Origin of the sequence: Duganella zoogloeoides, from assembly GCF_034479515.1 — a bacterium.
Lineage (GTDB): Bacteria > Pseudomonadota > Gammaproteobacteria > Burkholderiales > Burkholderiaceae_D > Rugamonas > Rugamonas zoogloeoides.
On the sequence record NZ_CP140152.1, the window covers coordinates 4,099,356 to 4,122,376 of the forward strand.

The window sequence follows — 23,021 nt, forward strand, 5'->3', positions numbered from 1 at the left end:
AACGAGCAATTGATGAACACACCAAACCAACCGCTGCCGTCTTTTTTCAGCCGCATCTCGATTGCCATCGGCGCCTTTTTCCGCGCCATCTCCGATGCTGAATACGCGGCCCGCCTGACCCGCATGGACGACGCACCCGTGCCCGTTGCCGCGCCCACGCCGGTGCCGGTTCCAGTACCGACCCCGGTGCCAGTGCCCGTGCCGACGCCGCTGCCGGTCCCTACCCCGGTGCCAGTGCCCACGCCGGTGCCGGTACCAACGCCGGTACCCGTGACCGCGCCGGCCCCGGCGCCGGTCACCCTGCGCGTGGCCACGCCTGACGCCGCCCTGCAATTGCTGAGCCTGTTCCAGCGCGAAGCGCGCCTGATCGACTTCACCCAGGAAAACCTGTCCGCCTACTCCGACGCCGACATCGGCGCCGCCGCGCGCGTGGTCCACGAGGGTTGCAGCAAGGTGCTGCGCGAACACTTCACCATCGAAGCCGTGCGCAGCGAAGCCGAAGGCAGCCGCGTGGTGCTGGAGCAAGGCTTTGACGCCGCCGCCGTGCGCCTGACCGGCAACGTGGTCGGCCAGGCGCCGTTCCGTGGCACGCTCAGCCATCGCGGCTGGCGCTCGACCGACGTACGCCTGCCGAAACTGGCCGAAGCACACGACGCCGCCATCCTGGCCCCGGCGGAGGTGGAACTGTGAGCGATCCACGTTACGCCATCGGCATCGACCTCGGCACCACCCACAGCGCCCTGTCCTATGTAAACCTGCAAGCGAGCGACGGCGAGAAAACCGACCACGGCGTGCTGGCCATTCCCCAGCTGACCGCGCCGGGCACGGTGGAAGACCTGCCGCTGCTGCCGTCGTTCTTGTACCTGCCGCACGCCGACGAACTGGCGCCCGGCGAGAACAAGCTGCCCTGGCAGCAGAGCGATGCCGAACTGACCGGTGTGGCCGGTGAAATGGCGCGCAGCCGTGGCGCCACCACGCCGATCCGCCTGGTTTCGAGCGCCAAGAGCTGGTTGAGCCATCCCGGCGTGGACCGCCGCTCGGCGCTGCTGCCGGCCGACGCGCCGGAAGAAGTCACGCGCGTCTCGCCTTTGGCCGCTTCCACGCGCTACCTGGCACACCTGCGCCAAGCGTGGGAACAGGCGCACCCGGAAGCGCCGTTCAACGAACAGGCGATTACCGTCACCATTCCCGCGTCGTTCGACCCCGGTGCGCGCGAACTGACGGCCGAAGCGGCGCGCGCCGCCGGCTACGAAAACCTCACCCTGCTGGAAGAACCGCAAGCAGCCCTGTACAGCTGGATCCAGGGCAGCGAAGGTCGTTGGAGAAAAGAAGTCAAGCCGGGCGACATCATCCTGGTAGTGGACGTGGGCGGCGGCACCAGCGACTTTTCGCTGATCGCCGTGCTGGAACGCGACGGCGTGCTCGAACCGCACCGCATCGCGGTCGGCGACCATATCCTGCTGGGCGGCGACAATATGGACCTGGCGTTGGCGCACCTGGTGGCCCGCAAGCTGGCGGCCAACGGCACCCAGCTCGACGCCTGGCAAATGCGCGCACTGACCTACGGCAGCCGCACCGCCAAGGAAAAGCTGCTGGCCGATGCCAGCATCGAGACCTGGCCGATCGTGGTGCCAAGCCGTGGTTCGAAACTGATCGGCGGCTCGATCCGCACCGAACTGACGCGCGCCGAAGTAACCACCTTCATCCTCGACGGCTTCTTCCCGGCCGTGGAAGCATCAAGCCGCCCGGCCGTGCGCCAGCGCGCGGGCCTGACGCAACTGGGCCTGCCGTATGCGCAGGATGCCGGCGTCACCCGCCACCTGGCCGCGTTCCTGGCGCGCCAGGTGGGCGCCACCAGCGAACTGGAAGGCTATGCCGGCGCGCACAACGCCGACGCCACCTTCCTGCACCCGACCGCAGTGCTGTTCAACGGCGGCGTGTTCAAGTCCGAGCTGCTGGCCCAGCGCATCATGGCCACTCTCAACGACTGGCTGTACCTGGAAGGCGCGGAACCTGCACGCATGCTGGGCGGCGCCGACCTCGATCTGGCAGTGGCGCGCGGCGCGGCCTATTACAGCTACGTGCGGCGCGGTACCGGTGTGCGCATCCGCGGCGGCACCGCGCGCTCGTACTACGTGGCGATCGAATCGTCGATGCCGGCCATTCCCGGCATGGAGCCGCCGATCCAGGCGCTGTGCGTGGCGCCGTTCGGCATGGAAGAAGGCAGCGAGATCGAACTGCCGAACCAGGAGTTCGGCCTGGTGGTCGGCGAGCCGGTGCAGTTCCGCTTCTTCGGCTCCTCGGTGCGCCGGCAAGACCAGATCGGCGACCTGCTCGACTTCTGGGGCCCGGACGAACTGCTCGAGATGAACGAGATCCAGGCCAACCTGTCGCCGGAAGGCCGCCAGTCCGGCGACGTGGTGCAGGTGCGCCTGCACGCGATGGCCACCGAATCGGGCACGCTCGAACTGCTGGCCGTGGCCAGCGACGGCCAGCGCTGGAAGGTGGAGTTCGACGTGCGCAGCGGCGCCTGACCTTAACGTTACTTTCGCGAAGAACCAGCATGGGCCAATACCTCGTCAGCATCGACCTTGGCACCACCAACACGGTGCTGGCCTACGCGGCGCCAGGCAGTTCCACCATCGAACTGTTCGACATCGAGCAGCTGGTGGCGCCAGGTGAAATCGGCGCCGCCACCTTGCTGCCATCGGTGCGCTACCACCCGGCCGACGGCGAATTCGCCGCCGGCGAACTGCAACTGCCGTGGCGCGATGCCGACGTCGCCGGCCTGGCGCAAGTGGTCACCGGCCGCCTGGCACGCAAGCTAGGCGCGCAAGTGCCGGGCCGGTTGGTCAGCAGCGCCAAGAGCTGGCTATCGCACCCGGGCGTCGATCGCACCGCGCCCATCCTGCCGTGGGGTGCGGAAGCGGACGTCGCCAAGGTGTCGCCGGTGGCGGCCAGTGCATCGTACCTGGCGCACCTGCGCGCCGCCTGGAACACCCGCTTCCCTGATCACCCGCTCGAACAGCAGCAACTGGTGCTGACCATCCCCGCGTCGTTCGACGAAGGCGCGCGCGCCCTCACCCTGCAAGCGGCGCGGCAAGCCGGCCTGCCGGCGCTGCGCCTGCTGGAAGAGCCGCAGGCGGCCTTCTACGACTGGCTGTACCGCCAACGCGCCACGCTGGCCGCCGACCTGTCCGATACACGCCTGGCGCTGGTCTGCGACGTGGGCGGCGGCACCACCGACTTTTCATTGATCGAAGTCGCGCTCGTGAACGGCGCGCCGCAGATCAACCGCATCGGCGTGGGCAACCACCTGATCCTCGGCGGCGACAATATGGACCTGGCGCTGGCGCACCTGGTGGAGTCGCGCCTGCCCGCATCCGGTGGTGCGGCGCCGGCGCGGCTGTCGGCCGGCCGCCTGGCGCAGTTGACGGAGCGCTGCCGCGCCGCCAAGGAACAACTGCTGGCCACCAACGCCCCCGACCAGACCACCGTCACCCTGCTCGGCGCCGGCTCCAGGCTGATCGGCGCTTCGCGCTCGGCCGACCTCACTCGCGACGAAGTGGCGCAACTGGTGGTCGATGGCTTTTTCCCGATGAACGAAGAGCGTGAGCCGGCGCGGCGCGGCCGGGGCGCGATCATCGAATTCGGCCTGCCCTACGCCAGCGACGCCGCCATCACGCGGCACCTGGCAGGCTTCCTGCGCCAGCATGCGCCGGCCGCGCGCGCGGCGCTGGGCCTGGCGCCCGACGATCCCACCATCCCGGTGCCGGACACGCTGCTGCTCAACGGCGGCGTATTCCGCGCCGACGCACTGGGCCAGCGCCTGCAACAGGTGCTGGCGCAATGGCGCTGTGCGCCGCTGCGCGCGCTGCACAACGATAACCCCGACGTGGCTGTAGCGCGTGGCGGCGTGGCGTACGCGCTGGGCCAGTCCGGCCAGGCGCCGGTGATCGGCGGCGGCTCGCCGCGCAGCTATTTCCTGCTGCTCGACGATGAGCGGGCTGACAGGCCGCGCCGCGCCATCTGCCTGCTGCCGCGCGGCAGCGCCGAGAACCGCGAACTGCTGCTGGCCGACCGCACCTTTGCCTTGCGCCTCGGGCGCCCGGTGCGCTTTCACATCGCGTCCTCGACGTCCGACACGGTCACCCCGCGGGCCGGTGCGCTGGTGGATCTGCAGCCGGACGACTACGTGCAGTTGCCGCCGATTGCCACCGTGCTGCGCGACAGCCACGCCGCCAGCAGCCGCAAGGAACTGCCGGTGCGGCTGGCTGCCACGCTGAGTGAAGTGGGCACGCTGGAGGTGCACTGCGTGGCCACCGACGGCGCCCAGCGCTGGCAGCTGGAGTTCCAGCTACGCGGCGATACCGCCGTTGCCGAAGACGACGACATCGCCACCATCGACGGCACGCCGTCTCTTGACGCGGCCATGCCCGCCGGCCTGCCGGCCGCGCTGGAAAAAATCGACCGCATCTTCGGCAGCCGCGCGCTGCAAGTCGAACTGAAAGAAGTCAAACAGCTGCGTGGCCAACTCGAACATTTGCTGGGCAGCCGCGAAAGCTGGACCACGCCCGTATTGCGGCGCCTGTGCGATGCGCTGATCGAGCGCGCGCGCGGCCGGCGCCGCTCGTCCGAGCACGAACGCGCGTGGCTCAACCTGGCCGGCTACAGCCTGCGCCCCGGTTTCGGCCACCCGCTCGACGGCTGGCGCATCGAGCAATTGTGGACCTTGTACGAAACCGGCGTGCAGCACCACGGCGACGGCCAGGTATGCGCCGAATGGTGGACCCTGTGGCGCCGCGTGGCGGGCGGCCTGTCGGTGGAGGCGCAGTTGCGCGTGCTCGACGATTTCGCCTTCAATGTGCAGGCAGATGCGCAGGAACGCGGCCGCCGTCCGCACACGCTGGTGAACGGCAGCGAGGAAGACATGCTGCGCCTGGGCGCTTCGCTCGAACGCATCCCCGGCAGCTACAAGGCGGAGATCGGCGCCTGGATGCTGGGCCGTCTCGACGCGGCCACCAGGGCCGCCGCCAAGGCGGCGCTCAACAAGACGCGTGCCGGTGCGGCCAATGCCGGCAAGGCCGAGGCGACGCAGACGCGCTTCCTGTGGGGCCTCTCGCGGGTGGGCGCACGCCAGCCATTCCACGGCAGCGCGCACGACGTGGTCGATGCCACCACGGTGGCGGAGTGGCTGGCGGCGATCCTGGCGCTGGACTGGAAAAAAGTGGAACCGGCCGGCTTTGCCGCCGCCCACCTGGCGCGCATGACGGGCGACCGCACGCGCGACATCGACGACACCTTGCGCGCCGAGATCCTGCGCCGGCTATCGGCCGTGGGCGCGCCTGCCAACTGGAGCACGATGGTGCGCGACGTGGTGCAACTCGACCAGGCCGACGAAAAACGCATGCTGGGCGAAGCGCTGCCGCCGGGGCTCAAGCTGCTCAGCTGAGCACCAGCCACACTACCCCGCTAACCATCCTGCAATACGCACGCAGTGCACTTGGGTCGGCCCGGCACCGGGCTCGACCCGGCTTGACCACGAGGGATTCAGTTGCGGCGTTCGGCCGCGTAACCGGCCTGCTGCGCCACGAAACCATCAAAGGCATCGATCAAGGGTTTATAGCGCTCGGGCGCATGCTCGAGTTGCGAGAGCGCGTACGCAGTCGCCTCCAGCGTCGAAAGCTGGTCCGGCAAATGCGCCTTGCGGATCAGGTAGTGCGATGGCGGCGTATCGGTCAGCGGCAGCCGAGGCAGCGCCTGCAACAGCGGGTTCAGGTACAGCATCTTGCGGCTCTTGCGCCAGGTGCCGTCCAGCACCACCAGCCGCAGGTGCTGCGGCGTCGCCAGCCACGCAGGATCGAATGCCGGCGGCGTGGCGACACCGAGCGATTTTTCTTCCGCCGTCTCCGGGTACAGCAGCACGTTGTGGCGGCCGTCCGACAGCAATGCGCCCAAGCGGTCAGGCGCAAAGGTCTCGCCCACTTCCAGCCGGCTGCCGGCCAGGCACAAATGCAGCAAGCGCGCACTGCCCTTGGCGTTGGCCACCTCCATGGGATGCTGGAGCACCAGCACTTCCACTTGCGGCGAAATGACCGTCACCCAGCGGCAGATGCAGGTGCGCTGTGCACGCAGGCACGCCGGGCATTGCTGGCGTGCGGGTGTATTTGAAGAGGCGGTTGAGGAAGCGTGGTCGGTACGGGTGGTCATGGACCGGTATTTTACCGAAGCGCCGGCACTCCCGCGCCGGCGAGCTTGAATACGCTTACCACGTCGGCCAGCTTCGCCGACTGCTCCTGCATCGATTCGGCCGCGGCTGCCGCTTGCTCGACCAGCGCGGCGTTCTGCTGCGTCACCTGGTCCATCTGCGTGATGGCGTCGTTCACTTGCGCGATGCCCTGGCTTTGCTCGTCGCTGGCGTTGCTAATTTGCGTCATGATCTGCGTGACGCGGCCGATGCTGGTGACGATCTCGGACATGGTCTGGCCGGCTTTGTCCACCAGCTCCGAGCCCAGCGCCACTTTTTGCACCGAGTCGTCGATCAGGCCCTTGATGTCCTTGGCCGCTGCCGCAGAGCGCTGCGCCAGGCTGCGCACTTCGGAAGCGACAACCGCGAAGCCGCGTCCCTGCTCGCCGGCGCGCGCCGCTTCCACTGCCGCGTTCAACGCCAGGATGTTGGTCTGGAAGGCGATGCTGTCGATCACGGAAATGATCTCGACGATCTTGCGCGACGAGTCATTGATCGAGCCCATGGTGTTGACCACCTCCCCCACCACCGAGCCGCCACGGCTGGCAATGTGCGAGGCGTTGATCGCCAGCTCGTTGGCCTGGCGCGCATTCTCGGCGTTGAATTTGACGGTCGATGTGAGTTCCTCCATCGACGATGCGGTCTCCTCGAGCGAGCTGGCTTGCTGCTCGGTGCGCGACGACAGGTCCTGGTTGCCGGCGGCGATCTCGGTGGATGCGGTGGCCATCAACTCGGTGCCCGTGCGTACCTGGGCGACGATGCCCACCAGGTTGGAATTCATCACCTTCAAGGCGTTCATCAGCTGCCCGGTTTCGTCGGTGCTGGTGACCTGGATGTCGCTGGTCAGATCGCCCGACGACACGGTTTCCGCCACCTTGAGCGCGGCGTTGATCGGCTGCGTGATGGTGCGCGTAATCCACCACGCGGCGGTCACGCCCAGCACGATGGCGGCCAGGCCGAGCAGCACCAGCAGCGTGCGCCCGCTGGTGTACTGCTGCTGGATGGTGACGGCCGTGGCGTCGAGCAGCGCGCCCTGTTTTTGCGAGAACGCGTCCAGCGCGCCGAGGTAGGCCACGCGGTCCTGCGCCATCTTGCGGTCGAAAATCTGCTTGCCCAGCGCCAGGTCGCCGGCCGCCTTGGCAGCAAACACCGACTTGCGCGAGGCGGTGTAGGCCTTGCGGGTATCGACCACGTTCTGGAACAGCGGTCGCAGTGCTTCTTCTTCGATGTCCGCGCCGATGCGGTCCTGGATTTCGGTGGCGCGGGCGGACGACTTGGTCATCAGGCCTTCGATCATCTTCTGATCGAGAGGATCGGCCACCATCCACGCGCCCATGGTGCGGGCGGCGTTGACTTCGACGATCTTGGTCCACTCGGCGATCAGGCGCTGGTCGCGGATCTTCACGTCGATCATGTGGTCGGTCATGGCGCTGGCGGCGCTCAGGCGCAGGATGCCGATGATGGTCATCGCCGTGAGCAGCACCAGGATCAGTGCAAAACCAAACCCCAGGCGCGTGCCGATCTTCAGATTGTTCATGGCGGACTCCTTCAAGAAACAGTCCAGTCCATGCTAGCACCGTTCCACAAAATGTTACAGCGCAGAAAGTAACATTCGGTCGTGCGGTGCAGCATTGCAGCAACCCAGCAACGATCAGTTGTCAGACAAGGACGATCCCAGCAGCTCCTCGACACCGGAGATGGCGCCGGGATCCTTGATCACGGCGCGCAACCACAGGTGCAGCGGCATGTCGCCCCAGCTGGCAGCCTTGTCGGCCAGGTAGGCCACCGGGCTGTGCGGTTCGGTGCGGCGGAAGAAATCGGCCACCAGCCGCAGTTGCTGCAAGGCCTGGGCGCGGTCGCGCGGCTGTACTGCAATTGCGACACCAATTGCCATACCTGGTGGCGCCGTTTCCTGCGCGGCGCCGGCCGCCAGTGCCGGATGTTCGAGCGGCGCACGGCCGCGCACCAGCGCCTGCAAGACTTCGCGCGCCGGCGCGAACCCCGGCCCGTCGGCGCCCAGGCGCAGGTCGGCCACGCGTTCCAGGTCACCGAGCATGGCGATGCAGTACTCGGTATCGTCCTGCGGCGCCAGCCCGCCCTCGAACGCCATCTCGCGCACCAGCACCGGCGTGCGGTTCAGCAGCCAGAACAGGTTGCCGATGCGCTGGTCGTAGTCGCCGTCGTCGGCCAGCGGGTACAGGCCGTCCCAGTAATGTTCGCACAGGCCGGTGAGCACGGCATAGCCGTCACCGAGGCCGCGCAGGCCGCGCGTCTTGGCGTGGGCTTCGGCCAGCCATACGGCCAGGCGCATGTCCTTGCTGTGCGAGGCGATCATGGTGGCGCAGCGGCTGGCGACAAAGCCCCAGTCGGCCTCCTTGAGTTCCGCCACCCATTCGCCCTGGTCGAGGGTGGGATCGTCGCAGGTGCGGGCGCGGGCGATGGCGTCCACTTCGGCGCTGAACGACACATCTTCGCCGCACGCGCGCTCGACGCTGATGGGCAACAGCATTTGGGCGATGCTGAACATGGCGGCCTCCCTTATTTGATCTGGTATTTGAACAGGCCCTGGCGGTTGGCGCCCACCTTGATCTTGGCGATCGCCGCGCCCTGCGCCATTTTCTCCAGCACTGCTTCCGCGATCTCGGGCAGCAGGCTGCCGTTGATAATATGATCGACGTTGCGGGCGCCGCAATCGACCTCGGTGCAGCGCGCCAGCACCGCGTCCACCAGCGCTTCGTCGTAGCTGAATTCCGCGTGGTGCTGCTGGTGAATGCGCTGGCCGATACGCCCCAGCTTGAGCGCAATGATCTGCGCCAGCACCGCGTCCGGGATCGGGTAATACGGCACCACCTTCAGGCGTCCGAGCAAGGCCGGCTTGAAGTGCTTGACCAATTGCGGCCGCAGCAGCGCTTCGAGTTCCTCGACGGTGGGTGCGGGCGAATGGTTCAGGCACGCCTGCATCACGGTGGCCGAGCCGGCGTTGGACGTGGCAATGATGATGGTGTTGCGGAAGTCGATCTCGCGGCCTTCGGCGTCGTCCATCACGCCCTTGTCGAACACCTGGAAGAACAATTCCACCACGTCCGGATGGGCCTTTTCGATTTCATCGAGCAGCACCACGCTGTACGGATTGCGGCGCACGGCCTCGGTCAGCACGCCGCCCTGGCCGTAGCCCACGTAGCCGGGCGGCGAGCCTTTCAGGCCCGAGACGCTGTGCGCTTCCTGGTACTCGCTCATGTTAATCGTCAGCAGTTTGCGCTCGCCGCCGTACAGCACATCGGCCAGCGCCAGCGCGGTCTCGGTCTTGCCCACGCCGGACGGTCCCACGAAAAGAAATACGCCTTTCGGCTTGTTCGGGTCGTCGAGGTTGGCGCGCGCCGTGCGCACGCGCTGCGCCACGGCGGCAATTGCATGCGGCTGGCCCAGGATGCGCTCCTGCAGCGTGGACTGAAGGTTCAACACCGTGTTGATTTCGTCGCGGACCATCTTGCCGAGCGGGATGCCGGTCCAGCCGGAGACGATGGCCGCAACGGTCGCCGCATCCACCTCTACCGGCACCAGCGGCGCCTCGCCCTGCAACGCTGCCAGTTCGGCTTTGAGCGCGCCCAGCTCGCCACCTGCGCTGCGCTGACGGGTAATGGCGGCCACCACGCCTTGCTCGCGCTGCCAGCGCTGCCCCAGCCGGGCATGTTCGTCGGCCAGCGCCGCGTGGTGTTCGGCCAGCTGCGCCAGGCGCTTGCGGCGGATGGCGTCGGCGTCGCCATCGTCCTCGCGCTGCAAGGCGGTGGTCTCGGCGCCGATACGCTCCATGGCGCGCGCGGCGCTTTCCAGCAATGCGGGCGTGCCGCTTTGCGCCAGCGCCACCCGCGCGCACGCGGTATCGAGCACGCTGACCGCCTTGTCGGGCAATTGCCGGCCGCTGATGTAGCGGTGCGACAGCCGCACCGCCTCGGTCACTGCCTCGTCGCGGATGCGGATGCCGAAATGCGCCTCCATCAATGGCGCCATTGCGCGCAGCATGGCGCTGGCGATGTCTTCGCTTGGCTCTTCCACCTTGACGACCTGGAAGCGCCGCGCCAGCGCCGCATCTTTTTCAAAATACTGCTTGTATTCGCTCCAGGTGGTGGCGGCGATGGTGCGCAGTTCGCCGCGCGCCAGCGCCGGCTTGAGCAGGTTGGCGGCGTCGTTCTGGCCCGCCGCACCGCCGGCGCCAATCATGGTGTGGGCTTCGTCGATGAACAGGATGATGCCGTGCGGGCTGTGCTTGACTTCATCGATGACGTATTTCAGGCGGTTCTCGAACTCGCCCTTTACGCTGGCGCCGGCCTGCAACAGGCCCATGTCCAGCGTGTGGATATCGACGCCTTTAAGCACCTCGGGCACGTCGCCGGCGGCGATGCGCAGCGCCAGCCCTTCCACCACGGCGGTCTTGCCCACGCCCGCCTCGCCGGTGAGGATGGGATTGTTCTGGCGCCGGCGCAGCAGGATGTCGATCACCTGCCGCACCTCGGCCTCGCGCCCGACCACGGGATCGAGCTTGCCGTCGCGGGCCAGCTGCGTCAGGCGCGTGGTGTACTGGTCCAGCGCCGGGGTGCGGGCAACAAGCGGCACCGCCCCGGGTGCTTCGCCCGGCGATGGGGTGGGCGCTGTGGCCTCCTCCTGCGAGCCGCGCGTGGCTTTGTCGAGACGGTGCTTGATCTCGTCGATCGGGATGCTGGCGAACAGCGGCGAGGCCCGCTGCGCCAGTTGCGCCAGCTCGGGATCGGTCAGCAAGGCCACCAGCAGGTGGCAGCTGCGGATGCGCGCCGGCTGTTCGGTTTCCAGGGAAGCCAGCAGCCATGCGTGTTCGATCAGTTGCGGCAGCTGGCGCGAGAACACCGGCGTGCGCGTGCTGCCGGTCTTCAGCTGGGCCACCTGCCGGTGCAGGTCCGCCTCCAGCCGGCCCAGGTCCACGCCACACTGGCGCACGATGATGGCGAGGTCGCAGCGCTCATGCTCCAGCAGCGCCAGCAGCAGGTGCTCGACCTCCACCTCGTACTGGCCCAGCGCCATGCAGATGCTGGCCGCGCGGGTGGCCGCCTGGCGCGTGGTGTCATTGAGTTTGCCGATCAGGGTTTTCAGGTTCATCGTCATGGTGTGGCTCCACGCGCGTTGCGGTTGATGGAATAGTGCAGCGAAGACGGTTGCAGCACGGCGTCGAAACTGACCGCCTCGCGTTGCGGCAAGCCGGCCAGGGTGGCGGTGATGGCAAAGCTGATGCGATTGATGCTGCCGTGCTCGCGCTCCAGCCGCGCCTGCACCTGGCGCAGGCGCGGCTCGTGGCGCTCGATCGCGGCCTTGAGCGCGGCGCACACGCGGGCGCGATCCTCCGCGCTGTTGAGACACAGGCCGGCAAAGTCGATCAGGCCGTAGTTGACGATCGAGCGCGCGCATTCGGGATAGGCGCGCAGCAGTTCTTCCGGCAGCGCGCAGCGGGTGTTGAGCAGGTCTTCCAGGTCGCGCGCCACGCTGTCCTTGTACTGCTCCAGGGTCAGGCCGCCCGGGCGCGCGCCCAGCAGCCGGTCCAGCAGGCCGGGTGTGTAGCCGTTCATCGAAAGCCCCTGTCGAAAAAAAAAGCCGGGCCAAGACGGCCCGGCTGAAGACGCGCCGGTTTACACCACGCGATTGGCGGACAAGTCCCAACCGCCCGAGGTATTGCCGCCGGCGCCGCCGCTCACTTTTTGCTGGGTATAGCGCCACTTGATCTTCGAGAACTTGAGCGACACGTCCTCGGTGAGGATGTCGCCTTCGGTTACGGTCGGATAGACGGCGCCGATCAACACGTTCTCGATCTCGATCTCGTAGTACTTCACGCGCTCGCCCTGGGCATCGGCGCGCATGAATTCGAACTTGGCCTTGGGGATGGTGCGGCCGGCAGCGCAGGTTTGCAGCAGGACCGGCGAGGCCAGGTCGGCCAGTTTCGACAACACGATATCGCGATGTTCGCAACGCTCGGCGGTATGGCCGCCGCCGGTGGACGACGTCGCGGAGCGTGGCTGTTCCACACCGAAGCTGACCGATTTACACTCGATCCAGTCCTTGTGGCGGTCGTCGTTGGACTCGCCCTTGATACCATCGATTTGCAGATAGACGTCGATTGCCATTGCATGCTCCTCTTTGCGGTTGAACTACGGTGATAAGCTAACTGGTCGACTTCGGCAACTCCGCGACCAGACGGAGGGAAACGGACAACTCGTCGAGCTGGAAATGCGGGCGCAGGAACGACACCGCGCGGTACACGCCGGGCCGTCCCGGCACTTCGTGCACCTGCACCGAGGCCTCGCGCAGCGGAAACTGCGCCTTCTGTTCCTGGCTGGCGTTATCGTCGAGCAGCACGTACTGCATCAGCCAGCGGTTAAGAAAGTCCTGGACGTTGGACGCGGCGGCAAAGCTTCCCACCTTGTCGCGCATCATGGCCTTCATGTAGTGGGCGATGCGCGAGACCGCGAAGATGTATTGCAGCTGCGACGACAGCACGGCGTTGGCATTGGCCGCATCGCTCGAATACTTCCGGGCCTTTTGCGCCGACTGCGCACCGAAGAAGGCGGCATACGCGGTGTTCTTGCAGTGCACCAGCGAGATGAATCCGAGGTCGCTCAGTTCCTTCTCGCGGCGGTCGGTAATCGCCACCTCGGTCGGGCACTTGAGCGCCACCTCGCCCTGGTCGGTCTTGAAGGTATGGGTGGGCAGGTCGTCCACCAGGCCACCGCCCTCCACGCCGCGTATCGCCGCGCACCAGCCGTAGTCGTCGAAGGCACGGGTCAACTTGGCGCCGAAAGCGTAGGCGGCGTTGCACCACATGTATTTCTGGTGATCGCTGCCATCGACTTCCTCGACAAAATTGAAGCCCTCCACCACGGTGCCGTCGGCCGGGTTGAATGGCAGGCGCCCGAGGAAGCGCGGCAGGGTCAGGCCCACGTAACGCGAATCTTCCGATTCCCGGAACGCCTTCCACTTGGTGTATTCGACCGTATCGAACATCTTGGACAGGTCGCGCGGTTTGCCCAGGTCGCCGTAGGTATCGAGGCCGAACAGCTCGGGCGAAGCGGCCGTGATGAATGGCGCGTGGGCAGCGGCCGCCACGTGCGACATCTGGTCGATGAAGTACATGTCCTCGGGCTGGCGCGAGATTTCGAAGTCGCCGAGCAGCGCCGCGTACGGCGCACCGCCGAAGGTGCCGAATTCTTCCTCGTAGATCTTCTTGAACATGGTGCTCTGGTCGAATTCCAGCGCGGCCTGGAAGTCCTTCACCAGCTCGCGCTTGGTGGCGTTGAGCATGCGGATTCTTACGCCCTGGCCGCTGGCCGAATTGGTCACCAGGTAATGCAGGCCGGTCCAGCTTTGCTCGAGCTTCTGGAACGCCGGTGCATGCATGATGGCGCTCAGCTGGCTCGAGATCAGGCGGTCCAGTTCCGCCACCCGGGCGTCGATGGTGGCGGTGAGATTGTTCGACACTACCACCGTGCCGTGGAGAACCTGGTCCACCAGTTCGGCGATGATGTCGCGGGCGCGCGCATGTTCGACCGAGGACTTGGCCACCTTGCTTTGCTCGACGATCTGGTCGAGCAGGTTGTCCGCCGGCGCGCTGGCGATCGCGGTGGCCGGCTGCAGTTCCTGTAATTGTGCGGACATCTCAGTCTCCCTTGCCGGATTGGGCCGACTTGAGCGCGGCCAGCTTGTCGGTGTTGCCCAGCACTTCGCCGAGGATGTCTTCGAGCTTGTCGTTGCCGGCCAGCTTGTTGCGCAGGTCGGCCAGCTTGCTGCGCGCGTCCAGCAGTTTGGCGAGCGGCGCCACCTGGCGCACCACCGATTCGGGCCGGAAGTCGGCCATCGACTTGAAGTGCAGCTCCACGCCGATGCTGCTGTCGTCGCCGACCAGCATATTGGGCGCGCTGAAGCGCGCCACCGGATCGACGCCGCTCATCACCTCGTCGAAGTTCTCGACATCGATGCCGACGAACAGGCGGTCCTTGAGGCGCGTCTTGTCGGCGTCCGGATTGCCGCCGAAGTCGCCGACCACGCCGACGACGAACGGCAGTTCCTTGTTTTCCAGCGTATCGCCGATTTCCACGTCATACGTCATCTGCACGCGCGGCGGGCGCACGCGGGTCAGGCGCTTCTGAACACTTTCAGTTTTGGCCATGGCAGTTCCTTGGAGTGGGATGATGGGAGGCGGCTTACTTCAAGCCGCCGAAAGGATCGTTGCTCGACTGGCTTTTCGCTGCGCCCTTGCGGGTAGCAGGGGCAGTTTTGGCGCGCACCGGTGGCGGCGGCGCCACGGTGGGCACCAGCACGTCCTCGCCCAGGGTCGTGCGCAGCAGCTTGGCCAGTTCGCGCGCCTCGGTGCGCAAGGAGCCATTGAGGTTGTTCTGGGCACTGAGGTCGGCCAGCGCCTTGGTGGAGACCCGCAGGCCGCTTACCGCCACGATGCTGTTGGCCAGCGTATCGACCGGGTCGCGCCGCAGCGCCTCCTGGGCGTTGGTGATCGCCTCGCCATAGCTGGCGCGGTCGAACTTGATCTGCGCCAGTTGCAGCCACGGCGCCTTGTCGGCCGGGTAGCTGGTGGCGGCCTCCTTGAGCAGCGCCTGCGCCTTGTCGCCCTGGCCGGCCTTGAGCGCAGCGTTGGCGTCGGCCAGCACGGTTTTCAGCGTGGCAGCTTTCGGTGGTTCGGTACGAATGTTCTCGCCGTCGGTCGCGCAACCGGACAACAGCACCAGGCCGGCGAAGGCGCCGGCCAGCGTGGTACGGGGCAAACCGGGCAACCCTGTTCTGTTCGTGATCATCACATTCTCCTTTGCCTAACCATGAGGAAGGGGCCCATTATTCATGAACCAAACAGGTGGAAATTGCGCTTACGCAACTATTCCGGCGGTTGGTTTGCCTTTCCGATTTGCTTGCGTTCACGCAATAATCGAGGAGTCTCGATTGGCTCTAATGCAGAACCGTCGGCAGAAAGGAGTTCGCATGACCATTCCATCCAAGGTGCTGTGGGGCGAGGGCCTGTTCCTGCGGCCGCAGCATTTTCAGCAGCAGGACCGCTACCACGAGGCGCGTTTGAACCAGGTCGCGCTGGCGCTGCAACCGTTCCTGTGGGGCGTACGCCACATCGAGTGGGATCTCGACGCGCTCAAGGCGGACCGCCTGCGCCTGCAGGCGTTGTCGCTGATCTTCCGCGACGGCGAAATCTTCGATGCCCCCGGCAGCGAACCGTTGCCGCCCGCCGTGGACCTGGCTGCGCTGCCCGCCGCGCTGCAGGAGGTAACGTGGTACGCCGCCCTGCCCGCGCTGGCGCCGGGCGGCGGCAATGCTGCCGGCAGCACGGAACGCCACCAGGGCGCCCGCTACAGCCAGGCCGCGCGTGAAACGGCCGACCTGTACACGGGCGCGGTGGGCGCCGACGTGGCGTTTTTAAAACAATCAGTGCGGCTGATGTCGGACCAGGAACCGCTGGGCGCCTTCGACTGCGTGCCGGTGATACGGCTGCGGCGCACGGTGACCGGCGGCTTCGAACCCGATCCCGCGTTCATCCCGCCCACGTTGTCGATCGCCGGCGCACCGGCACTCAAGGAGATGCTGGACCGGCTGATGGAAGCGCTGCAAGCGAAGGTGCAATCGCTGCAAGGCCATATGCGGGAACCGAGCCGCAACGTGATCGAGTTCCGCTCCGGTGACGTGTCGTCGTTCTGGCTGCTGCACACGGTGAGCACGTCGGCCGCCACGCTGATGCACTACGTGCGCCATCCCGGCATGCACCCGGAGCGCCTGTTCGAATGCATGCTCGCGCTGGCCGGCGCCATGATGACCTATTCCAAGCAGTACTCGCTGGTGCAACTGCCGGCCTACCGCCACGACGACCTGGCGCTGTGTTTTTACAGCCTCGACCACATCATCCGCGACCTGCTCGATACCGTGATCTCGACCAGGTATTTCTCGATCGCGCTCACCGAGGAGAAGCCCAGCTACTACCTGGGCAAACTCGATTCGGGCAAGATCGACCAGCGCACCACGCTGTACCTGGCGGTGGGCGCGGCGCTGTCGGCGCTGGAGCTGGTGGACGTGGTGCCGCTGCGCGTCAAAGTCGGCGCGCCCGACGACGTGGAAAAATGCGTGCTGTCGGCCATGCCGGGCGTGAAACTCACGCACGCGCCGCAAGTGCCGGCGGCCATTCCCGTTCAGCCGGACACCTATTATTTCGCACTGGAGGGCAAGGGTATGTTGTATGAACACATGCTCAAGGCGCAGTCGATTTCGATTTACGTGCCGTCCGGGATCCGCGACCTGCGCCTGAACCTGATCGCGGTGACAGCATGAACGCCCATGTCGAACGGCGCGCCAATCCCACCCAGCTGGGCGGCCAGCGGCGCCAGATCCAGCCCGGCTACGGCCACGTGCAAACCCTGCTCGATTTGCTGCAGGAGGGCTTTTACCTGCTGTTCATGCTCAGGAACGGCAGCGTGCCGCCGGGCGAGGCGGCGTTCCTCGACAATATCACCGCCTACCTGGCCGACTTCGACCGCGAGGCACGCAAACTGCGCGCCCACGGCGACGACATCGACGCCGCCAAGTATGCCTACTGCGCCGCGCTTGACGAGATCATCCTGTCATCGCAGTTCCCGATGCGCGCAGCGTGGGAGCGCCGCCCGCTGCAACTGGTGATCTTCGGCGACCAACTGGCGGGCGAGCATTTCTTCGACCGACTGGAAGCGCTGCGCAGCACCGGCGGCGCGCGCCTGGCCGCGCTGCAGGTGTTTCATATGTGCCTGCTGATCGGCTTCAAGGGCAAATACGCGCTCGATAGCGGCGACAAGCTGGCCTACATGACTGCGCGCCTCGGCGACGAGATCGCCCACATCCAGGGCAAGAGCAAAGGCTTCGCGCCGCAGGCCGAGCGGCCCGATCAGATCGTCCACAAGCTGCGCACCAACACGCCGCTGTGGACCGCGTGCGCATTGTTTGCGGTGTGCGGACTCGGTGCGTTCATCGGTTTGCGGGCATCGCTGGCAAGCGAGTCGCGCGAGCGGCTGGCCGGATATTCGGACCTGGTAAAACTGGCGCCACGGCCAGCGTATGTGACGATTACCTTGCCTTGATAAGACGGACGCTCCGCCGGCGCGGAGCGACGGCCTTCAATTCACTGCGCCACCCTGAACTCGATCCGCCGATTCCTGGCGCGCCCCTCCGCAGTAGTATTTTCCGCCACCGGCCGGTCCGGTCCCTGGCCTGACACCAGCACCATGTCTTGGCTCACGCCCTTCTCCGCCAGGTAGCTGCGCACCGTCTGCGCGCGGGCGTGGCTCAGCGCCAGGTTGCTATCGCGCTGGCCCAGGTTGTCGGTGTGGCCGATCACCTCCACCTGCTTGCCTTTGACCTTGTGCAGCGCGGCCGCCATCTCGTCGAGGATCACCTTGCCAGAGTCGGCCAGCGTCGCCTTGCCGCTTTCGAACTCGATGATGCGCTTCGCCAGCGCAGCATCGAGCAGGTTCTGTTCCGCCGCGCTCACGCGCAAGCCATTGTTGACGGTGTAGGTGGGATTGAGGCTGGTGGCGATGTCGCTGGCGATCTGCTGGCGCTGCGCCTCGTTGGCCACCTCGCCGCGCAAGGTGATATTGGTACCGTCGATCTTGATCTCGCCCTTGGTGATCCATTTCAGATTCGGGCCGATCAGCTTGAGCAGGTAGCCATGCCAGTTGGGCGGCAGCGATACCCGGGCGATCGCTACCTGGTCCACCACCCGCTCCGGCCCATACAGCTCGCGCACGCGCGCCAGCAAGGCCGCCTTGCCGCCCTCGTCGGCAACGGCGCCATTGACCACCACCTGGCCCGGGCGCGGGTCGCTCCCGGTCTGGGCGGTCGCGGGAACCATCAACATAAACAATGCCGGCGCCAGGGCCGGCCAGATCGAACGCTGGCGCATCGGATACTCCCAAGGATGATCAAACAAAGGTTTCGTGAAACAGCTCGCGGGCCGAGCGCAGCGAGAGCTGGCCCTGGTCCAGGTAGGCGGCCAGGGTCTGCACGGCGGCATCGGCGGCCAGCGGAGCGTCGATCCAGCCGGTGTCGTCGAAGCCGACCTGGTGATCCACGGCGCACTCGGGATCGATGATCGCCTGCAGCGCTTCCGGTGCGGCGCCGGCAAAGCCGATCACCAGCACCGGCAAGTCGCCGCTATCGACCAGGAACAGCGCCAGCTCCACATCGGCCTGCTGCACGAACGGCGCCACCAGGTCGAGCCAGAACGCAGCGACCAGGTAGCGCACGCGCGCGGCCGCCGGCAGCGGCAACACCAGGCTTTTGTCGAGACGCGTGGCGGTACCTGCACCAGCGCGCAGTACCGTCCGCAGCAGCAGGCCCAGTGCCACGATGGTGCGGCGTACCTGCGTGCGGCCCAGCAGCGCCTCCAGCCCCGCGATCGTCTGGCGGTCGAGAAAATCGGTGAACACAATCTGGTGCTCGGCGGCGCCGGGGTCGAGATCGACGGTGGCGGCGGCCAGCGCCAGCAAGGCCGGCTCCGGGTCGCATGCGGCCAGCACCTCGGCCGCCAGTACCTCGAGCGTGGTCCATAACGGCGCCAGTACCAGGGGGCTGAGCGCAGCGAAGCCGCGCGGGTCGCCCACGTCGATCGCGCTCATGCCCAGGAACGGGTAGCGCCGCTGCGAAGCGTCGCTGCTGGCCGCCAGGTGGCCGCCGATGGCGCGCCGGCTGCGCGTGCCCACGAACGCGAAATGCACCGGGCGCAGGGCGTCGTAATGCAGCTTCCAGCGCGGTGCAGCGCTCAGGCGGTTCATCACCTCGGCCAGCCAGCCGTCGAGCAGGCTGGCCAGCGCCGGGTTGTCGGTCGCCTTGATGAAGTCTGCGCGTGCCGGCAGCTTGCCGAAGTAGCCGATGCGCGCCGCTTGCGGACCGCCTTTCATGGTGCGGTCCCGGCGGCCGCAATGGCTGCTACGGCCGTCGAACCACCGGCAACAGTGCCCGCACCGACCACGGTCTCGGGCAGCTGCATGCCCTTGAAACGCTGGAGCGGGGCGGGCGGTTCGGGATCATCGTTGCCGCTCTCCGGGCTGCTGATGATTTTCAGGCCCATCGCCACGGTCACCGTGCCGGTGGTCCAGCGCAGCTCGAACACGCCGCCTTCGCGGCGCTGCTTGGCTGCCGCGTCGATCATCATTTTCAGACCCTGCGGTCCGGGCTGGTTGAACACATCGACACTGCGGCCATCAACGCTGGTGGCGGTGATGCGCGCGCCCTCGGCGCCGGTGGGGCCCGGATGGACCATGTGCGCCCACTGCGGCGGCGTATTGCGGTAGCGGAGCTGCTGGCCGTCGATATCGACCACGTATTCGAGCGCGCCGGGCGCCGGCATGGGCTGGATCTGGAACACGGTTTGCGGCGGAGTATCGGCCCCGCCCGCGCCGTTCAGGGGCGCGATCCAGCCGGCAAAGCGCGTGGCCGTCTGCGGCGCCAGCGCAATGCCCATGTCGGCCCAGGTGCGCGGCGCCAGCACGTCGCCGCGCCGCACCACCAGCGGGCCCATGGCGGTGGTGGCGAACCTGGCGACCAGGCCGTCCGGTCCGAAGACGCGGGCGATGTCGGCGCCGGCCGCTTCGGTGCGGCCGTTCGGCGCGAACGGATACTTGTCGGCCAGCGTCTGCCGGAACGGCTCCACGACCTGTGCCAGCCAGGTCTTGTTGATTTCCGCCTCGGCCGGCGCGATCAGCACCGCAAAGGTTTGCATCAGCGGGCGTACCAGCAGCGGACGAATCGCCTGCTTCTGGCTGTCGCTCATACCGTTGAGCATCTGCTCGTCCACGTGGCGCAATGCGTCGGCCAGCTCGGAGCCGGTGCCTTCCAGCGTTTGCTGCATGAACTGGCGCGCGCCGGGACCAGGATCGCCCTGGTTCTTGAGCTGGTTGAGGCGCCCGCGCAGCTTCGACAGGGTTTGCAGGTAGCCGCCCAGCAGCGAGGCGTCCTTGTCGCGCGCGGCCAGCAGCTTCGCCACGCCGGCGAACTCGCGCCCGATCGGCCCCATGGGCTGGTCGCCTGCCTGCGGCAGTTGCAGGTTGACGTTCACCTGCGATGGTCCGCGACTCAGTACGCGATTCTTGATCCAGTTGACGAAGCCGCTCTGCGCCGCCTTCAGCTCCGCGCTCATCACCGACGGGTTGTCCCACGAGGTTTGCTGGTCGATCGTGGTGAGAAGTTTCGCAATCGGCGACGACTGCGGATCGCCGAGCCGGTTCATGGCGACGACAGCGGCGTCAAAACCATCGAGGTTGGCGATGGTGACGCCGGTGACGAATTTTTGCCATTCGCGCGCGTAGTCGGCCTTGTATAAATCGGTGAGGCCTTTCTGGATTTGCTCCGGGCTGCCTTCGAGCGTGAGGTCGTCGCGGGTGGCGCTCTTGAGCACCCAGTCGGTACTTTGCAGCTCGCGCGCAGCCGCTTCGCGGAACGCCGGCTGCACGTATTTTTCCCACGCCTCGCGGGTGTAGGCGCCGGCAATCGCGTGGCTGCCGGCCACCAGCGCCTGGTCCTGCTCTCCCACCATGCGCGACACCGTCATCGCCGGGAAGCGGGTATTGGCGCGGGCGCGGATGTCGGCATATACGCGTTCGCGCGCCGGCATGCCGCGCACCACGCGCCGCAGGTGGTCGCGCGACTGGTCTACCAGCGCCAGCTTCGGCTCGATGCGCGGCCACGCCGGATCGGCCACCTGCGCCAGGTAAAACGTCAGCAGCCGCTCGGCCGCCTGAATCATCTGCTCGCGCGACATGGCGCCGCGCTGGTTCTCCAGCCAGCCGCGCCAGTAACGCGTGAGCTGGTCGTTCAGGTGGCCCGGTTCCGCGTGGCTTTTATCGGCCAGCATCAAATAGGTTTTCAGCGCGTTGTAGGCGTCGTCCACGTTGACGGCAGACGCCTGCTGGAACTGCGCCGCCTCCGTGGCAGCGGGTGCTGCGGCACCCGGTGCTTCGGCACCCGGTGCTGCGGCGCCCGGCGCGCGCAATTGGTCGGCGTGAGTGTTCATCGCCGTCAGCAGTTCTTCCAGGCTGGCCACCACCGGCCTGACCATCACCTCCTTGACGCCTGCAAAATACTCGGCGCGCAGCTTCTGCTCGAGCAGCTCCCCCTGGTACAGCCCCATGCGCAGCGACCAGGGACGCTCGTCGCGGTAGCGTTCCAGTTGTTCGATGCGGTCCTGCAGGATCGCCAGCGCCTCCAGCCGCGACTGCAAATCGAGGCGGCCCTGTTGAAGCTTGATTACCTGGTCCAGGTCCGCCTGCACATTGCTCACCAGTTGGCGGTTGCCCAGGTACGACCAGCCCCACCCGCCCAGCGCCCCGCCCAGCAGCAGCATTGCCGTGAAAAACACCGCGTACGTCAGGCGCACCTTGTGGCGGCTGGCGTACTGCGATACCAGGTCCTTGTCGGCGAAGATGACGTTGCGGAACAGGTTGAACAGGAAGAAGCCCGAGTGGCCGGTGGCGGTGCGGTCATGGGCGCCCTGCTGCGGCGCCTGCAATCCAAAGCGCTGCGCCACGCGCTGCGACTGCGCGCTGACCGGCAAGCCTTCCTGCAGCGCGCTGGTGAAGTAATAGCCGCGAAACAGCGGTTTGAACTGGTACGGGTTTTCCTCGAACAGCGCGGCCAGGAAGGCCCGCAGCGGCGTGCGCAAGGTGGAGAATTCGAGCGGGAACGTGAACACGCCCGGCTCCATGCGGTCGCGCCGCTGCTGGCCCATGTTGGCGATCGAGAGCGCCTTGAGGCCGTCGCACAATTCGTCGAAGGTCTGGTCGAAGAACGCCAGTATCTGCTGGCTGGCATTCTTGCGCTTGTACGGCATGGTGGCTCCCCAGACGCGTTCGCGCTCCGCCCGTTCGGCCTGGGCGAAAAATTCGCCGAAGCCGGCAACCAGGTCGGCCTTGGTGAACACCACGTACACGGGTGCGAATATCTCCAGCCGTTCGATCAAGTCCTGCACCCGTTTGCGCAGGCCGCGTGCGAGCTGGATGCCGGCCTCGGGATCATCGCCGCGCAGCTCGGCGATGCTGACCGCGATCAGGATGCCGTTGATCGGCGCGCGGCGCCGGTATTTTTTCAGCAGGTCGAGAAAGCCGAACCACTCGGCGCGGTGTTCGTCCATCACCGAGTAGCGGCCGGCGGTGTCGAGCAGGATGCCGTCCGGCGTGAAGAACCAGTCGCAGTTGCGGGTGCCGGCGACGCCCTGCACCACCTTGCCATCGGCGAAGGGGAACTGCAGGCCCGAGTTGGTGATCGCCGTGCTTTTGCCGGCTGCCGGATTACCGATGATCATGTACCACGGCAGCTCGTACAACGCGCGCGCACCGGAGACGATGCCCAGGCGCGAGCCCTTGATGGTGTCGATGGCCTTGAGCAGGCCCTCGCGAATGGCTTTTACTTCTTCGAGCGACTGGTCGCGCTGGATGGTCTCCGCAGACACTGGCGCGGCGATGGCCTGCGCCAGTTGTTCGGCGTCGCCGCGCGCGCGGCGCCGGCGCCACCACCACAAGCCACCGGCGACCAGCAGCATCAGCACGGTGGCGCCCAGGGCCCAGATCAGCGCCAGCTCCAGCACTTCGGCGCCCAGGTAGAACAGCGCCGCCATCGCGATCAGACCGGCAATTGTCAGGCGGCGGGCATCGGTGATGTAGTTCCAGAATCGTCGCATCGGGGCACTCGCAGGCGGCAGGATTGGGGCGCCGGGCATAAAGGCGGACCG

General features: G+C 66.8%; 17 protein-coding genes. 5 read left to right on the forward strand and 12 right to left on the reverse strand.

What is annotated here, in order from left to right:
* Positions 1-12 precede the first annotated feature (12 nt).
* From SR858_RS18115 to SR858_RS18125, 3 genes are read left to right on the forward strand one after another with little or no spacing between them, the layout of a single operon-like run.
* Positions 13-690, forward strand: coding sequence for a DUF2760 domain-containing protein (locus tag SR858_RS18115; RefSeq protein WP_019920402.1), 678 nt, complete (start codon positions 13-15; stop codon positions 688-690).
* Positions 687-2,534 (forward strand): Hsp70 family protein, encoded by a 1,848-nt coding sequence (locus tag SR858_RS18120; protein WP_019920403.1) that lies wholly within the window; start codon positions 687-689, stop codon positions 2,532-2,534. The genes SR858_RS18115 and SR858_RS18120 overlap by 4 nt, the downstream gene beginning before the upstream one ends.
* Positions 2,535-2,563: 29 nt before the next feature.
* Entirely contained in the window at positions 2,564-5,452 is a 2,889-nt protein-coding gene (locus tag SR858_RS18125; protein WP_019920404.1) for an Hsp70 family protein, read from the forward strand.
* Between the two features lie 98 nt (positions 5,453-5,550).
* Here SR858_RS18125 and SR858_RS18130 read toward each other — a convergent pair whose 3' ends face one another.
* From SR858_RS18130 to SR858_RS18170, 9 genes are all read right to left on the reverse strand, one after another.
* Positions 5,551-6,210, reverse strand: coding sequence for a tRNA-uridine aminocarboxypropyltransferase (locus SR858_RS18130; RefSeq protein WP_051120259.1), 660 nt, complete (start codon positions 6,208-6,210; stop codon positions 5,551-5,553).
* 11 nt (positions 6,211-6,221) lie between these two features.
* Positions 6,222-7,784 carry a methyl-accepting chemotaxis protein gene (locus tag SR858_RS18135; RefSeq protein ID WP_019920406.1) on the reverse strand — a complete coding sequence of 521 codons (1,563 nt, stop codon included), beginning with the start codon at positions 7,782-7,784 and terminating at the stop codon, positions 6,222-6,224.
* A gap of 114 nt (positions 7,785-7,898) precedes the next feature.
* The gene (gene tssA, locus SR858_RS18140) at positions 7,899-8,774 is read right to left on the reverse strand and encodes a type VI secretion system protein TssA (RefSeq protein ID WP_019920407.1); all 876 of its coding nucleotides are present in this window, start codon (positions 8,772-8,774) and stop codon (positions 7,899-7,901) included.
* Between the two features lie 11 nt (positions 8,775-8,785).
* Positions 8,786-11,380 carry a type VI secretion system ATPase TssH gene (gene tssH / locus SR858_RS18145; protein ID WP_019920408.1) on the reverse strand — a complete coding sequence of 865 codons (2,595 nt, stop codon included), beginning with the start codon at positions 11,378-11,380 and terminating at the stop codon, positions 8,786-8,788.
* Complete coding sequence (gene tssE / locus SR858_RS18150) at positions 11,377-11,838, reverse strand: type VI secretion system baseplate subunit TssE (protein WP_019920409.1); 462 nt, start codon at positions 11,836-11,838, stop codon at positions 11,377-11,379. Before tssE ends, tssH begins: the two co-directional genes overlap by 4 nt.
* A 60-nt stretch (positions 11,839-11,898) precedes the next feature.
* Entirely contained in the window at positions 11,899-12,390 is a 492-nt protein-coding gene (locus SR858_RS18155) for an Hcp family type VI secretion system effector (RefSeq protein ID WP_019920410.1), read from the reverse strand.
* A 37-nt stretch (positions 12,391-12,427) separates the two neighbouring features.
* On the reverse strand, positions 12,428-13,918 hold the full coding sequence (gene tssC, locus SR858_RS18160) for a type VI secretion system contractile sheath large subunit (protein WP_019920411.1): 1,491 nt from the start codon (positions 13,916-13,918) through the stop codon (positions 12,428-12,430).
* A 1-nt stretch (position 13,919) separates the two neighbouring features.
* Positions 13,920-14,429 carry a type VI secretion system contractile sheath small subunit gene (gene tssB / locus SR858_RS18165; protein ID WP_019920412.1) on the reverse strand — a complete coding sequence of 170 codons (510 nt, stop codon included), beginning with the start codon at positions 14,427-14,429 and terminating at the stop codon, positions 13,920-13,922.
* Positions 14,430-14,463: 34 nt separating this feature from the next.
* The gene (locus SR858_RS18170; RefSeq protein WP_026637018.1) at positions 14,464-15,069 is read right to left on the reverse strand and encodes a tetratricopeptide repeat protein; all 606 of its coding nucleotides are present in this window, start codon (positions 15,067-15,069) and stop codon (positions 14,464-14,466) included.
* A gap of 181 nt (positions 15,070-15,250) precedes the next feature.
* Between SR858_RS18170 and tssK the strand changes: the two genes are divergently transcribed.
* Positions 15,251-16,597 (forward strand): type VI secretion system baseplate subunit TssK, encoded by a 1,347-nt coding sequence (gene tssK, locus SR858_RS18175; protein WP_019920414.1) that lies wholly within the window; start codon positions 15,251-15,253, stop codon positions 16,595-16,597.
* Complete coding sequence (icmH, locus tag SR858_RS18180) at positions 16,594-17,376, forward strand: type IVB secretion system protein IcmH/DotU (protein ID WP_019920415.1); 783 nt, start codon at positions 16,594-16,596, stop codon at positions 17,374-17,376. Before tssK ends, icmH begins: the two co-directional genes overlap by 4 nt.
* Positions 17,377-17,417: 41 nt before the next feature.
* Here icmH and SR858_RS18185 read toward each other — a convergent pair whose 3' ends face one another.
* From SR858_RS18185 to tssM, 3 genes are read right to left on the reverse strand one after another with little or no spacing between them, the layout of a single operon-like run.
* Complete coding sequence (locus SR858_RS18185) at positions 17,418-18,200, reverse strand: OmpA family protein (protein WP_019920416.1); 783 nt, start codon at positions 18,198-18,200, stop codon at positions 17,418-17,420.
* Between the two features lie 19 nt (positions 18,201-18,219).
* Entirely contained in the window at positions 18,220-19,197 is a 978-nt protein-coding gene (gene tagF, locus SR858_RS18190; protein ID WP_019920417.1) for a type VI secretion system-associated protein TagF, read from the reverse strand.
* Positions 19,194-22,970, reverse strand: coding sequence for a type VI secretion system membrane subunit TssM (tssM, locus tag SR858_RS18195; RefSeq protein WP_019920418.1), 3,777 nt, complete (start codon positions 22,968-22,970; stop codon positions 19,194-19,196). The genes tagF and tssM overlap by 4 nt, the downstream gene beginning before the upstream one ends.
* Positions 22,971-23,021 lie beyond the last annotated feature (51 nt).